Raw genomic sequence first — 14792 nt, forward strand, 5'->3', positions numbered from 1 at the left:
ATTTCGAAATATCTAAAAGAGTCAAGACGGTTATGCAGGAGATGATTGCCATCTGACCGATCTCACTTTTGCCGTTTGAGTTTTTTTAGAATTTATATAATCTTTGAGCGTTCCGATACAGCACCATCTCGCCAGTTTTTTGCGCTTGCTGCTCCGCGAGATAGTCACATTCGACGGCTTTAGTCAGCACCGCATGTAACGATGCCTTCATGACCTTGGCCGTTAACCAAGCAATTTCCGGAATGCCATGCTGCCCGCTGCCCGTCATGATTTTGGAATGCGGGGCTATAGCCAGAATTTCCTCAATGATCGGGTTAAAGCCTATGGAAGTCCATGGCAGCGTCCAGGAAACGTCCACCCAGACATGCGGGAAATTGTGCGCCATCATCGCGGCGTTGCGAATCCATGGATAGGCGGCATGAAGCAAGACCAGCTTTGTATTTAATAGCTGCGGTTCTGTCAAGAAATTGGATAATAAGAACGGATCCGTATCATGCACATGCCCCTGCTTAATTTCGCCGGAGAAGGCGGGTTGCCCGGTTATCGCCGATTGTCCGGTAACCCCCGTATGAATGTGCAGCGGAATGTCCAGCTCCTGGCACTGAAGCATAGTTGCCGTGAAGATAGCAAAGTAAACAGTTAACATCGCTTCCCTATCCTTTGCTTTCGCAGCTGCATAGGCTTGGATCGCTTCTTTATCATAGACTGGGCGCGCATCTAAAGTGTAGACTTCTGCGATATGGCATTTGATGCCGATATATCCTTCCGTCTTTACGGCATATTCGATTTTGCCTTGCAACGCCTGTTTGAATTCCAAATAGGAATCATATTGATTAAATAATTCGAAGAGACGGTTATCCAATTTGAAAAGCCTGAATATCCGGCAAGGAAATAAGCCGACAATGGGGTCATTCATCGGTAACACGCTTTCTACGACAGTTCCCATGATCCCGGCGTCCTTGTACAGCAGCTTGGTGTAGTCGACCATCCCCTCCGTCGTACGCCGGTTCCTTTCCTCCGTGACAGCCTGGAGTGTAGGCTCGCAAGCAAAGAGCTTGGACAAGTGGTTGACCATCGTATGGACAACGCCCATATTCTCAATGTGAAGCTGTAATTCTTCGGAAATTCCGTTTGGACCGCCCGGTGTCTTAGGAAGAACATCACGATAGCCATGTAAAAAGTTTAGCGCTAATTCCAGCGGCGTCAGCTGGATCGATCTCGGGTCCAGCGTATGGGTGTGATTGTCAAATACAGGTACATTGGAAAAGTTCATTGTTATTCTCTCCTCTTTAATTATCATCTATGGGATTAACACTTAGGATTATCCCTTTACAGCGCCCGCAGTAATGCCTTTAATAAATGATTTCGATCCTGCAATGAATACAAAAAGCACCGGGAATATGGCAAGCGCCAGCGCACACATCCTCGCGGCAAAGTCATAGCGGTTTTCCGTTCCAATCGTCGTTACATACAGCGGGATGGTATACCAGCTTGTTTTATTAATCGAGATCAATGGCAACATGTAGCTGTTCCAGGATGACAAGAACACCAGAATAGCCAGTGTAGCCAGTGCCGGCTTGATAAAAGGAACTACAATGGAGCCAAAAATTCTAAATTCCGAGCATCCGTCCAATCTGGCGCATTCAATGATTTCCGTAGGCACCGAATCTTTAATAAACTGGGTCATAAAAAAGGCTCCGAAGGGATAGGCGAAATAATGCAGAATCAAAGGAAATAACGTATTCGTAAGGCCCATATTTTTCATTTCAATGATATAGCCAATGATCGCGATTTGTCCGGGAAGCATCATGGTAATGATAATGAAATAATGAACGAATTTTTTTAACGCAAAATCATATTTGGCAACCGCATAACCTGCAAACGTGCTTACCGTACAAGCCAGAATGATGGAAGAAGATGAAGCCAGCAAGCTGTTGCCATAAATCCTGAAGAAGTTTTGCCCATTTTGCCCGAAGATCGTTTTAATATTTTCGAATAAATAATCGCTCGGAATTATGGGTAAGCCTAGGAACAGGTCCTCATTATAATAAGTAGACATGACAAACACGATGTAAAAAGGAAAGATCGATATAAGCGTTACGAAGATCATAAAGATGAACAGAAAACTTTTAGACAGTTTTTCCATTACGTTTTCTCCTTGCCGTTGAAAATCCGATAACTTGCCAAAGACATCGCAATGATCGTAATGAATAGCAGGTAGGATTCTGCAGCGCCGTAACCGAGCATCGAATTGGTCTTAAAGGCATCGTCATAAAATTTCCACACGACCGTCAGTACCGCGTATTCAGGCCCGCCAACGGATTGAGCCGCCCCCCAACCGGAATACAGCAGTGCCGCTTCATCGAACAACTGCAGAGAACTAATAACGGAGGTTACAAAAAGGAACAGGGTAATATGTTTCAGCATCGGAATCGTTATTTTAATAAAGGTATTCAATCGTGAGGATCCGTCCACACTGGCGGCCTCATAAATCTCCGGAGATATAGCCGTCATACCGGCGATATAGATGATCATGCAATACCCAGTCAGCTTCCATATTTTCATTAAAGCCACGACAAGTTTGGAAGCAAGCGGGATTTGCAGCCAATATACGCCTTCGTTAATCATCCCTAGACTTTTCAGCGCAACGTTGATATACCCTAGGTTCCAGTCAAACAGATAAGCAAAGATGAAGCCAACTGCAACCGGTGCGGTGATAAAGGGCAAAAAGCTGGTTATTTGAAAAAAGCTTCTGCCTTTTTTCAAATTAAACACAATTTGCGCCAGAATTAACCCAAACAACAACTGAAACGGCATGGCCATAAGCATCATAACGATCGTATTCACCAAGGATTTATAAAACAACTTATCTTGTGTCAATATGGAGATATAATTTTTAAAGCCTATAAATACTTTCGGGGCAATACCGTTCCAATCATGCAAGCTGATGAAAAACGTATACAAGATAGGGAAAAGACTTAATACCGTATAACCGATAATAAATGGCGCGCAAAATAAGTATGGAGCTGCTTTAACATTCAATCATAACCACCTCATATCCAATCACATCGGTTATGCCGCGCAGCCGCTATGGCTCCCCGTTTCCGCCACGCTTACTGATTTATTTAACAATTGCGTTGGGCGCCTTAAGCTTGATCTCATCTTTAATCTTGTCAAGCGCCTGCTGTGGTGTCATATTGGCTTGTTGGATAAACTGCGGTTGGAGTTTACCGATCGCCTCATTTACGATGGTTTCGTATTTGGATTGAGGTTGTCCTTTAACCCCTGGGAGTATTTTTGTAATATGATATTTGGCAAGATTTTGTCCGCCAAAAAATTCATCGTATCTGCCCGGTTGGTCAATCGGTGTGTCCGCCCCTTCGAAGAACGATTGCACACCCGGTATATAACCGAATTCCCGATACGTATTGGAGAAGCCTTCTTTGGAAAGGTAAAGGTATTTAATAACCTCCCAAGCCGCTTCTTTGTTTTTGCTGTTCTTATAGATACCGACAGATGTGCCCCCCATTGTAAAGCCGCCACCCGGCGCTTTAACCAAGCCCCATCTTCCAGTGCCTTTCTCTTTGTCGTTGGCGTACATGCCCGACTTTGGCGAGAATGTAGCACTATTCCAGAAAATAACATCCCCTTTGGCATATGCTGCATTCCATGCCGGCGAGCCCTGCTCATATTTACCCAAGATTCCTGTATCTCTCAGCTTGAAGGCGATTTCAAACGCGTTCTTAAGACGTTTGGTTATATCAATTTCATCGCCTTTGATATACTCTTGAGCAGTTTGCCCTCTAAGTGCGGTTAATGCATCGGTAAGGCTTGCCATCATATAAACCTGGCCGCCACTCTTCTCTTTCACAAGCTGTCCTGCTTTAATAAAAGCATCCCAGTCCTTCACTACTTCTTCAACTTTGTCAGGATCGTCCACACCAAAAAATTGCTTGGTTAAATCTCTTCGAAAAGCAAATCCCGATGTAGTCAGTTGCTGCTCCACCCCTACGATCTGGCCCTTCTCATTCATGTGCAAAGGCACCTCGTAGGGAAAAAATGTTTTGCGATCGAAATTGTATGGCGGAGCTTCCAAATTCTCCAGGATATCCATATTGTAGAGCTTCCCTCTAGTGCCTATCTCCGCCAGAATAATGTCGGGCACATCGGTCCCGGAAGCAATACTGCTTTGAAGTTTCTGCAAGTAATCACCCGTAGCGACAACTGTCGCTTCGAACTTTAGATTGGGAAACTTCTTCCCTAGCGTCTCCTTTTCATACGCAGGAAATTGCGCATTCCAATTCCATTCGGTAACCGTTCCTTTGACATCCTCAGACTTCAAATCCATTTTTGCAACTGGCGGAGACGGCGCTGCCGGCGGGGCGGGCGGTGCCGGTTGAGTGTTACAAGCAGCAAGCAGCATCATAGATAAAACAACAAATGACGACTTACTAACAACTTTCTTGTTCATTGAACCTGTCCCCTTTTATAAAATGGATTCGCTTACAAAAATAATCGTAGCATGCAATGAGATCAACCACATAGATTACAATCCGGTTATTTTGTTCGAATTCTGGATACATCTGAAACCGCTATATGGCTTTTGGGTAAAATGAAAACTCTACTTTTGTTCCTTGTCCCACATGACTCACTATATTGATGTTATATTCATTGGGTCCATAAAGGGCAGCCAGTCGTTCCTTAATATTATTCAAGCCAATACTTCTTGTCTGATGATTTGTGGACAACTTCTTGCTTCCTTTGAAAATCTGGTTCATCGTTGTCCCATCCATTCCTATTCCATTATCAGTAATCGCTACCGATATATAGTCAGAGTGCAGCTTGATTTCGATTTTCAAATTCCCCCGATGTTCCGCCGGATGAATGCCATGGAATAAAGCATTCTCAACGATCGGCTGAATGACCATGCGAGGAATCTGCATATTCAGTACATCTTCATTTACTAGAAACTCCACGTCAAACATATCCGGATAACGATAGTTCTGAATAGTCAAGTAATTTTGAATTATAGCCAATTCCTCAGCTACCGTTGCAAATATGGCTTCCTCTCCCGTCTTTATCGTATCCTGCAGGATACGAATGAACGAATCCGTAATGACAATAACATCTTGATTCCTATTCGCTCTGGTTAAATAAATGATCGTATTTAGCGTGTTATAAATAAAATGGGGATTAATCTGGGAAATAAGCAGGTCCAACTGCATACGGCGCTTGACTTTCTCATCATTAATGGAAGTCGTCATATATTCATTCAAATCGCTGACCATCCTATTGAATACCTTGCCCATGATCTCCAATTCGTCTCTGCTTTGGATAGTCAGACTAGTATCCAGATTGCCTCTGGACACTTTTTTCATAGCAGCTACCAGCTTCGAGATGGGTTTCGTTATATTTAGGATGGTTGGAATCATAATCAATAATGCCAGCAACAGACTTGCTGCCACAATGACAATGAAATATACAAATATCCAGTTTATTTTACCGAGCAGCTTGTCTTTGGCGATGACCGCAATTTGCTTCCAGCCATCATAACCGAGGATATTCGAAATGGCTATATTTTCCCTGTCCTCCACATAACTTTTGCTCTTATCCATGGACTTTTCAACAATATCCATATTGCTGAATTCCTCGGATGCATAGCTGCTAGCAATAATTTGATTGTCTCTATTCAGCAGAATCAAATTTTCAAAATCGCTCACACTCTTCTCGAAAATATTTTCAATATTGGCCCGGTTTACATTAAGGATCAGGGTAAATTTGTGGGCAGAGTCAATTTCCGTATTTTTAAAACTCGTAATATAGCTAATGACTTGTTCCGTTCGGGTCGAATTGACGAATATATCATGGACACCGGAAAATCCCGCATTGTAGCCTCGATCAATATAATCGGTAAACCAGCTCTCTTTAATCTTCTCCTGGTAATAGCTTTCAAAAGTTCGATTGCTGGAAAACAACATGCCATCGTCGCGCAATAAAATAATATCGATGATATTATCACTAAAGGCTACATAACGTCTAAGTTCTAATTCCGTCTCATAAATTGCGTAAAATGAAAGATCATAATCGTCTTGAAAGTTTTGATTTGTCAGCTTGTTTAGTTTTTCATCCAAAATGATGTAAGCCGTTGTTTTTTTCACCTGCTCCTGCATCTTCGTCAATTGCTGTGTGACTTGATTAAGCTTGATCGTATTCTCTTCAATCGACTGCTCTTTAATGATGCCTGTCACATAGTTATAAATAAAAAAAGAAGAGGCCGATAAAGACATGGCCACAACCAGAAAGGTGCTTAAAATAATTTTCAACTTAATCGACAGATTCATGCTCCTCCGCTCCTTTTTTCACATACTCTAGAGGACTCCTGCCATATGTTTTACGGAAAATTTGACTGAAATACTGGCTCGTATAGCCGACCATTTGGGATACTTCATAAACTTTATAATGCCCGCTCTCCAGAAATTGCCTGGCCTTCTCCATCTTCACGAAAACAATGAAATCCGACACGGTTTGTCCCGTTTCCTCTTTAAATAGACGCCTTACATAGTCTCCGCTTAAATTGAAGGTTTCACCTATATCCGTTACGCAAATAGCCTCCATATAATGCTCATAAATGTAGGCAATGATCTGCTGGACTCTTCTGGAATACTGCCCTGTGCCACTATGCTTAATACGCATAGCCGTTCTCCGAAATTCCTCCTGAAACCATCGTTTGATATCGGATACAGTGTACCACCATTGCTGCAAATCCATATCCCCATCTTCTATGTCCGATAAATGACCTAGATAATGTTTTTGGCGGAAACGATTTAAACTGTTCACCAATTCACTGCAGACCATTTGAAAGACGGCGAACTCATAGCGCTTCAAGATGATGTCATGAAATAGCTGGTCTATGAGCCTGCATGATTGCTCAATATCCATTGTCTGAAGCGAATCTGCGATTCTCTTCAGCTCTAGCTTAAGTTTTGAAGAATCCTCGAGCGGCTTGCTGTCGAAATCTTGAAAGCTTATGATCCCTCCCCTGCCCACGTAGATGGAGTACTGGACTGTACTTTTTGCCCGCTCATATATAGCGGAGAGCTCCTCGAGATTGTCAAACCGGTTGGACATGCCAACCGTCATGGGATGATCGTACTGCTCCTTGAACTGCTGCAGTATGACTTGGGCCGCTTCATGAACTTCTCCATACAATTGGTATTCGCTTGTATGATCGACTATTTTCAGCAGCAATCCCCACGTGTAGTCTCCAAGAGGTACTTTATATGCATATATATGCCTCAATTGCTTGAAATTCAAATCATCATAAAACCTAGGGGCTGGTAATTTCAAAAACTGTTTAGGGTTATAGGGAATGACAGGATACGGCATAACCAACTCGAAAAGCAAAAAATACAAGCTTGAATTTTTATTAAAATCGCTAATTTTCATTTCCTGCTCGATTTTTAAGTCTCGATTTCTGCCTTCTATAATACCTTTAAAATATTGGCCTTGCATGAGGTTATCCCGATTCTTTTGCTGATTCAGCTGATTCCTGAGCTTGTCCAGTTCATGAATCAAGCTGGCTTCATGGATATCATGTTTTAACAAATAACTGGAGATTCCCAGTTCAAGAGCTTGCTTTGCATATTCGAACTCCTTATAGGAGGTCAATAGCATAATTTTCACCTGACGCCCCGAAGCAAGCATTTTCCTGCTAAGCTCCAGACCATCGACTGTAGGCATACGTATATCTACAATTACAATATCAGGAGACATTTCCTCAAATATATGAAACGCTTTCACAGAGCTTGTGCATGCTGCCACAATCTCATAGCCAGATGCCTCCCAGGCTATTAACTCCTTTAAATGATTGATCGCCAGAATTTCGTCATCTATTAGCATTACTTTTAATAAATTCATCTTTCCCTCCTATATACCGCCATATTGGAGCCTTGTACACGCAAAAAACTCAGCTAAAATCAACTAAAATCAGCTATAACTATTATAATCAAATAAGACATCTTTCGCAGCAAATAAATGGAAGACAACCCATGATGTAACTGGCCAAGGCAGAAATCCATTGTTAGAGCACAGCGGCCCCAAGCATGACAAACCACGGGATATTTGCAGTATCCTTACTTTTCTTTGCAATCGCTTGCCCATCGTCACTTGCTCTTACTCCTGTAGCAGTAAATGATGTGTTTTGCATCTTTTGATGTCCCATCAAGTTTATTCACCGGGTACGCCAAAAAACCCCGCAGCATAACGCCACAGGGATTGAAGCTCGTTAAGTTGTGCATGTTCAGGTATCTTCCGCACAACCGTCAGGCGAAGTCAACCTGCCGATTTCGCCTATTAATGCTGCTGTTGTACGCAACTGGACCGATGAAGAGTTGGCATAGAACTCCCTCCGCTCTACTATTTCATCCGCCTCAGGTTTCCTTTACGGCCAAATGATCCAAAGCTTCTTCGATGTGCATTACATCCGCATACTTATGATGCAGATCAAACAAGCTGATCTTGTGGGATAGCGGGCTTCGGTCAAAACAGCATTCCTCAACAAGCGACACGTGGAAGCCGTACGAATAACCGTCCACTGCGCTGGCGCGTACGCAGCCGCTGGTCGACTCGCCAACGACAATTAAGCTGTCGATGCCCATCATCGTTAATTGAGCGGCAAGCGTCGTGCCATAAAATGCGCTGGCGCGGGATTTGTAAATAATCAAATCTTGGGGTTCGGGATGGTATGCCTCAAAAATCTCGAAAGCATCCTCCGTTGGCGCAGCCCCTTTGCGGTTCGTAGCGGAAATGCTGCTTTTCTTGCGCATTCTCGTATCCGCAGTCGAATAAACGACGGGAATATCCAACTCCCTGCAGCGGGCCAGTAATCGGCGGGTCGGTTCAACGGCTTCCCAGGCGTACTTGCCGCAAGAACTCGGAAAAGTATCCTGCAGTTCTATAGGCAGTTTGGCGCCGCCTTGAAAGGCTAGATTGTACAAATCGATGACAAGCAGCGCCGGCTTGCGGCCGATATAGGTTTCCCGCCGGTATGCCTTATAAATGTCCAACACCTCTTGGTCGACAACGTCCTCCCAGCAATGATCTTCAAATGCATCCATCCGTCTTCGCCTCCTCGGTTTTTATTATTGAATGGCACGCCTATTTTACCTCTGAATATTGAACCTGCTTCACCTGCGAAGAAACAGCCCCCGCCGGGGTATCGCCCATATCCGGCAAGCGAGGAGCGACTGATCCAGCTCGCCTGGCTGACGCCGCTTCGCTGTTCTTCCACCGCGGCCGATAGCCGCTTGCGACCGTGAACCCCGCTACAGCAGCTAGCAGAACGGCCCCGCCGGTATAAAACGCCGCCGACAATCCCAGCGTCTGCCCCAGAAAACCAAACATCGCCGGACTCATAAGCTGGGACACGCGGTTGGCAAGCAGCCTCAAACCCATCACCTTGCCCCGGTCGCCGTCCCCTGTATCGTTGACCATAATCATGATGCTCACAGGCAGGTTGAGACCGACGGCGCCTCCAAGCACAATCGTCAGCACCGCAAACGTGATTCCGTGCAAGGAAGCCGGAGGAATCACGACCAAACATGCAGCCGCCAAACCTCCTGCGGCCAGCAGCAGCTTCTCCAGTCCGGCGCGCCGGATCAAAGAATCCAGACAGAACCGGGACAGCAGTCCCGCTAAGCCATTTAGCGATACGATCAGTGAAATTTGCCAAGCGGCATACCCCGCCGAATTTAAAAACAGCGGCATAAAACTCATGGACAACGCCTGAATAAACATGATCAGGAAGGTTCCGGCCAAGCCGAATCTGACGCCCCGCAGACGCGACAACCGGAACCCGCTCGCATAGCTGTCCAGCATGCGGCTCAGCCGGAACGCATCGCGTACGGTCGACGCCGCAGAGGCGGCCGAGCCGCTGTACACGGGATCCGAGGCTCGACCGGCCCCTGGCTTCGATCCTGTCGTCGCTGGCGCTTCCGTTTCCGCTGCCGATCCTGCGGCTTCCGGGGCCGTCTCCAGTCCCCCGCCCGCTCCTGCGGCCGCATCCACGGCTTCTCGGGCGGTATGATCAGCCTTTTTCACTTTTTCGCGTCTAAGCGTCGAAGCTATAATTAACAGAAGTGCAGCGGCGATCGAACATGCGAGCGCCAGCCAAAATGCCTCCCTGTACGCATCCGTGCCGCCGCCCGCCATGGAAACAACGGCCCCGCCGAGCAGCGGGCCAAGCATACCTCCGGCCGACATCGCCATCGAATAATTGTTAATGCTCCGGTTGCGGGAAGCGACCCCTCCCCCCGATACGAGCACCTGCAGGGAGGAGGAACTAATAATAATGGAAGCTCCCATCAATACCTGAGACAATCCGAGCCACAACGGCGAGACACTCCCCGCCATCAGCAGCAGCGACAACACGAGACTCAGAAAACCGACCCGCGACATTGTCATGGCGCCAAGCGAATCGATCAGCTGTCCGACCGGCATCGCAATAAACAGCGGCAGCAGCGAACGGAGCATGACGAGCAGCCCGATTTCCGCCGTGGAAGCGCCAAGCGATTCCGCATACAAAGAAAAGAAAGGCTGCGCAACGGACGTCACTGTAAAAAACACAAGTCCCGCCCAAATCCCCACCTTTGCGTACAGCCTTTCCTGCGGGGTCAAATCGTGTGCTGCCGCAGCCGCGCGCATCTTCCATTTACGCATGGGCATAATGGCATGCCGCCTTCCGTTCCCCAAACTGCACAAGCGCGGGTTTCTCCTCCCGGCAGCGAATCGAAGCCATCGGGCAGCGGCTGCTGAAGGCGCATCCGGCAGGCGGGTTCGCGGGGCTGGGCAGGTCGCCCGTCAGCAATTCGACGGAGCGGCTGCGCTCTTTGACCGGATCCGGGATCGGCACAGCTGCCAGTAAGGCGCTTGTGTACGGATGCATCGGAGCTTGAAACACATCCTCCGACGGACCGATCTCCACAATTTCTCCCAAATACATCACGGCGATCTTGTCGGAAATGTAGCGTACCGTAGACAGATCGTGCGAGATGAAAATAAAGCTGATGCCCAGCTCGTTTTTCAAATCGCTGAGCAGATTGATTACTTGCGCGCGGACGGATACGTCAAGCGCGCTAGTCGGTTCATCGGCCACAATCACGTCGGGAGAAAGCGCAAGCGCCCGGGCGATGCCCACCCGCTGCCGCTGGCCTCCGCTGAGCTGGCTCGGAAACCGGCTGAGATACGCCGGATCCAGTCCTACCTTTTGGATTAAATCATAGGCTTTGCGCTGCCGCTCGGGGCGGGTGCCGATTTTCATCACATCAAGCGGCTCACAAATGATTTCGGAAACCGTCATTTTCGGATTAAAGGACGCGTAAGGGTCTTGGAACACCATCTGCACCCGCTTGCGGTACGATATCCAACTCTCATCCTGCAAACTCGTGAGCGGCTCGCCGTTGACCGCAATCGTGCCGCCGGTCGGTTCCTCCAAATGCAGCAGCAGCCTGGCGGTCGTGCTTTTGCCGCAGCCGCTTTCGCCGACCAGACCGATCGTCTCCCCCCGGCGCAAGCGGAGATCGATCCCGTTTACGGCCTGCACCTTCACCGCGGGTTTCCAAGGCAGGCCCGGCTTGCGCAGGAACTGTTTGCGCAGCCCTTGTACGGACAACACATCCTCACCTTCTTCAAAATCGGGAAGATCAGGCCTTCCCGTGTCGCTTGCCGCATCCGCCTTGAACCGCGTGAACAACTCATCCTCCTCTCTGGATTCCAACACGCTGCTTAAGCCGCCTTCTACCCAGCAGGCAGCGAGGTGTCCCTGCCCCGAGCTTGGCTCGCCGCTTGAAGCGAGCAACTCCGGCGCTTCCACCGAACAGCGGCCCTGCGCTGCGGCGCACCGCTCCTTGAAGGCGCACCCGCTGACCGGATGCCGCATGTCGGGCGGCAATCCTTCAATCTGCAGCAGCCGGGCCGGCTTGGGACCGGTCATGCTGGGAATCGTCCGCAGCAGGCTTTGCGTGTACGGATGCTGCGGACGGAGAAATACGTCTTCGACCTGGCCCGTCTCCACGATCTTCCCTGCGTACATCACCGCCACACGGTGGGCAAACCGGGCTACCAGGCCCAAATCGTGGGTAATAAACAGCATGGCGCTCCCTGTAGACGATGTTAGCTGCTTCAGCAGCTCTACGATTTGAGCTTGTATTGTCACGTCAAGCGCCGTAGTAGGCTCGTCGGCGATAATCAGCTTTGGATTGCAGGCAATCGCCATCGCTATAAGCACCCGCTGGCGCATCCCGCCGCTCAGCTCAAACGGATATTGGCGCAGCCTGGCCTGCGGATCGGGAATGCCGACCTTCGCCAGAAGCTCCGCCGCCCTGACGGAAGCTTCCTTGGCGCTTAAGCCCAAATGCCGACGAATCGGCAAAACCATCTGGTCTTCGATCTTCATAACAGGGTCCAGCGAGGTCATCGGATCCTGAAAAACGGTGCCGATATCGCCGCCACGCAGCCGGTTCATCTCCCGTTCCCCCGCCTTCAGCAAATCTTTGCCCGCAAAGCGGATACTGCCGGAAACAATGTTGCCGGGATAAGAGACAAGACGAATCAAGGACATCGCCATCGCGCTTTTGCCCGAACCGCTTTCCCCGACAATCGCCATCCGTTCGCCAGGAGCCAGCGTAAACGAAACGCCGTTGACCGCTCTGACCGTACCTCCTTCGGTCTCAAAATGCGTATGCAATCCTTCGACCTCAAGCACCGCTTCAGGCGAAGCCGCCGCCAGAACATCGCCAGGCTCGCGGAATACCGCAAAGTCATGCCGTGGAACCGTCTTATCCATAGAAGTTCCTCCTCTCTTGATTGCCGGGATGCATGCCGGATTTATTGCCGGGATTTCGGATCCAATACGATACGAATGCCGTCACTGAAAAAATGCAGCGAGATAGTGATCAAGAGGATGACCATGCCGGGCAATACGGATATCCACCATGCCTGCTGCAGGTACATCTGCCCGTCGTGAATAATGTTGCCCAGCGACGGCGCGGGCGGAGTGATGCCAAGCCCAAGAAAGCTGAGCGCCGCTTCCGTCAGGATGGCGTTCGCTGCCGTAATGCTGCCTGCAACAAGCATAGGCGCCAGCGTATTGGGCATGATGTGCTTCCGCATCAGCCAGCTCTTGGGCGCGGATACGATGCGCGCCGCATCGATGAACGCCCGCGACTTCAGGCTGAGCACCACGGAACGCTGCAGCCGGATCATTCTTGGCAGATCGGCGATCGTGATGGCGATGATGACCGGCAGCGTGCCCGCTCCCAGCGTCGCTACCAGCCCGATGGCCAGCAGCAGCGACGGAAACGATAGAAATATGTCCACGACGGCCATAACCGTCCGGTCTACCCGGCGGCCGAAGAAGCCGGACAACGTGCCGACCAGCATACCGCCGGCCATCGCCAGCACGGATACGGTTATGCCGACCAAGAGGGATACGCGGATACCCGCCAAGGTGCGGCTTAATACATCGCGCCCCAGCTTATCCGTGCCAAACGGATGCTGCAGCGAAGGCGCATGCAGGCTGGCCCGCACATTCGACTCCAGAGGCGGAGAGAGGGGCAGAATAGGCGCAAGCCACGCCAGCAGCAGCAGCGGAATAAGCAGCAGTATGGCCCAGCGAGCCTGTTTATTGCGGATAAGTGCATTCAGATACGGCAAGCGCAAGCGAGACGGTTCGAATAGGGGCTGCTGAGTAACGACTGTAGATGTTCCCGTTTCCATGTTAACCCTCCTATTATCCCCGGTTACCGGTAAGTGAAGCTAGAATTGAACGCGGGGATCAAGCTTTTTGTATACCAAATCGGTCAGTATATTAACCAGAATAAACAAGGCGGCGTACACCAGAATGACATTTTGCACCAGCGGATAGTCCCGGCTGTTGATCCCGTTCACCAGCAGAGTCCCAACTCCCGGTATGGAGAAAATGAACTCGGTAATGACGGTTCCGTTCAGCAAGTGTCCGAAATTTAAACCGACGACGGTAACGATGGGCAGCGCCGCATTGCGCAGCGCATGCCGGAAAACGACGGCAAGCGAAGGCGTGCCAAGCGCCCGGGCGGTCTTGACGTAATCCTCGTTCAGCACCTCAAGCACGCTGGTTCGCGTAATCCGGGCCAGGCTGGCAATCTGGCTGATCGACAATACGGCGATCGGCAGCGCCATCCGGCGGAGCATGAACTCGGGCCGGTCAAATGAAATCGGACCCGTTGCCGGCAGCAGATGCAAACTCAAGGACAACAAAAGCATCAGCAGCAGCGCCATCCAGAAGGAAGGCATCAAATCGACGACCATCGCCAGCCACATCAGCGCATTGTCGAGCATTTTTTTGCCTCGATTCGCCAAATAAGCCGCAAGAGTCCCCAATGGAATCGCGATGGCCACGCTGAATACCACTGTGCATATCGCAATGAGCACCGTAATCGGCAGCGATTTGGAGAGTAAACCCTTAATCGACAAAGAAGTCGTAATGGTATTGCCGAAATCAAGCTGGAACAGATGCCCGAGATACTGCAAATACTGCTGCCATAACGGCTGATTCAGCCCCAATTTCTCGCGCAGCTCGGCCATCGCCGCTGCCGAGAGGTGATCTCCGGCGAGCGCCGAGGCGGCATCGCCGGGAATCAGCCTGAGGGCAAAAAAGACAAGCGTGATCACCCCGAGGAGTGTGAGCAGCATTTGAGCAAGCTTTTTGACGGAATAGAGCACCATGGAACGTCACCTCCCAATAAAATGGCACTAGC

12 protein-coding genes are annotated in these 14792 nt (G+C 49.2%); all 12 read right to left on the reverse strand.

What is annotated here, in order from left to right:
- Nucleotides 1–85: 85 nt before the first annotated feature.
- Nucleotides 86–1273, reverse strand: coding sequence for an amidohydrolase family protein (locus EYB31_RS00385; RefSeq protein ID WP_165452123.1), 1188 nt, complete (start codon nucleotides 1271–1273; stop codon nucleotides 86–88).
- Between the two features lie 48 nt (nucleotides 1274–1321).
- Nucleotides 1322–2146: a carbohydrate ABC transporter permease gene (locus EYB31_RS00390; RefSeq protein WP_131011295.1), complete on the reverse strand. Its 825-nt coding sequence runs from the start codon at nucleotides 2144–2146 to the stop codon at nucleotides 1322–1324.
- The gene (locus EYB31_RS00395) at nucleotides 2146–3042 is read right to left on the reverse strand and encodes a carbohydrate ABC transporter permease (protein ID WP_131011296.1); all 897 of its coding nucleotides are present in this window, start codon (nucleotides 3040–3042) and stop codon (nucleotides 2146–2148) included. The genes EYB31_RS00390 and EYB31_RS00395 overlap by 1 nt, the downstream gene beginning before the upstream one ends.
- A gap of 79 nt (nucleotides 3043–3121) precedes the next feature.
- The gene (locus EYB31_RS00400; RefSeq protein WP_131011297.1) at nucleotides 3122–4471 is read right to left on the reverse strand and encodes an extracellular solute-binding protein; all 1350 of its coding nucleotides are present in this window, start codon (nucleotides 4469–4471) and stop codon (nucleotides 3122–3124) included.
- A 121-nt stretch (nucleotides 4472–4592) separates the two neighbouring features.
- Nucleotides 4593–6341: a sensor histidine kinase gene (locus tag EYB31_RS00405; protein WP_131011298.1), complete on the reverse strand. Its 1749-nt coding sequence runs from the start codon at nucleotides 6339–6341 to the stop codon at nucleotides 4593–4595.
- Nucleotides 6325–7917, reverse strand: a complete 1593-nt coding sequence (locus EYB31_RS00410; protein WP_131011299.1) for a response regulator transcription factor — start codon at nucleotides 7915–7917, stop codon at nucleotides 6325–6327. The genes EYB31_RS00405 and EYB31_RS00410 overlap by 17 nt, the downstream gene beginning before the upstream one ends.
- A gap of 163 nt (nucleotides 7918–8080) precedes the next feature.
- The gene (locus EYB31_RS39995; RefSeq protein ID WP_165452124.1) at nucleotides 8081–8224 is read right to left on the reverse strand and encodes a hypothetical protein; all 144 of its coding nucleotides are present in this window, start codon (nucleotides 8222–8224) and stop codon (nucleotides 8081–8083) included.
- 205 nt (nucleotides 8225–8429) lie between these two features.
- Nucleotides 8430–9116 (reverse strand): isochorismatase family protein, encoded by a 687-nt coding sequence (locus tag EYB31_RS00415; protein ID WP_131011300.1) that lies wholly within the window; start codon nucleotides 9114–9116, stop codon nucleotides 8430–8432.
- 40 nt (nucleotides 9117–9156) lie between these two features.
- Nucleotides 9157–10722, reverse strand: coding sequence for an MFS transporter (locus tag EYB31_RS00420; RefSeq protein WP_131011301.1), 1566 nt, complete (start codon nucleotides 10720–10722; stop codon nucleotides 9157–9159).
- Complete coding sequence (locus tag EYB31_RS00425) at nucleotides 10709–12841, reverse strand: ABC transporter ATP-binding protein (RefSeq protein WP_131011302.1); 2133 nt, start codon at nucleotides 12839–12841, stop codon at nucleotides 10709–10711. The genes EYB31_RS00420 and EYB31_RS00425 overlap by 14 nt, the downstream gene beginning before the upstream one ends.
- Before the next feature lie 41 nt (nucleotides 12842–12882).
- The gene (locus EYB31_RS00430; protein WP_131011303.1) at nucleotides 12883–13773 is read right to left on the reverse strand and encodes an ABC transporter permease; all 891 of its coding nucleotides are present in this window, start codon (nucleotides 13771–13773) and stop codon (nucleotides 12883–12885) included.
- Between the two features lie 39 nt (nucleotides 13774–13812).
- The gene (locus EYB31_RS00435) at nucleotides 13813–14760 is read right to left on the reverse strand and encodes an ABC transporter permease (RefSeq protein ID WP_131011304.1); all 948 of its coding nucleotides are present in this window, start codon (nucleotides 14758–14760) and stop codon (nucleotides 13813–13815) included.
- Nucleotides 14761–14792: the final 32 nt, after the last annotated feature.

This window comes from Paenibacillus thalictri, assembly GCF_004307995.1.
In the GTDB taxonomy this organism is placed as follows: Bacteria; Bacillota; Bacilli; order Paenibacillales; family NBRC-103111; genus Paenibacillus_AF; species Paenibacillus_AF thalictri.

Coding starts and splice junctions, on each gene's coding strand:
- EYB31_RS00415 (WP_131011300.1), bottom strand. CDS start 9,116: ATGGATGCATTTGAAGATCATTGCTGGGAGGACGTTGTCGACCAAGAG.
- EYB31_RS00435 (WP_131011304.1), bottom strand. CDS start 14,760: ATGGTGCTCTATTCCGTCAAAAAGCTTGCTCAAATGCTGCTCACACTC.
- EYB31_RS00405 (WP_131011298.1), bottom strand. CDS start 6,341: ATGAATCTGTCGATTAAGTTGAAAATTATTTTAAGCACCTTTCTGGTT.
- EYB31_RS00430 (WP_131011303.1), bottom strand. CDS start 13,773: ATGGAAACGGGAACATCTACAGTCGTTACTCAGCAGCCCCTATTCGAA.
- EYB31_RS00385 (WP_165452123.1), bottom strand. CDS start 1,273: ATGAACTTTTCCAATGTACCTGTATTTGACAATCACACCCATACGCTG.
- EYB31_RS00420 (WP_131011301.1), bottom strand. CDS start 10,722: ATGCCCATGCGTAAATGGAAGATGCGCGCGGCTGCGGCAGCACACGAT.
- EYB31_RS00400 (WP_131011297.1), bottom strand. CDS start 4,471: ATGAACAAGAAAGTTGTTAGTAAGTCGTCATTTGTTGTTTTATCTATG.
- EYB31_RS00410 (WP_131011299.1), bottom strand. CDS start 7,917: ATGAATTTATTAAAAGTAATGCTAATAGATGACGAAATTCTGGCGATC.
- EYB31_RS00425 (WP_131011302.1), bottom strand. CDS start 12,841: ATGGATAAGACGGTTCCACGGCATGACTTTGCGGTATTCCGCGAGCCT.
- EYB31_RS00390 (WP_131011295.1), bottom strand. CDS start 2,146: ATGGAAAAACTGTCTAAAAGTTTTCTGTTCATCTTTATGATCTTCGTA.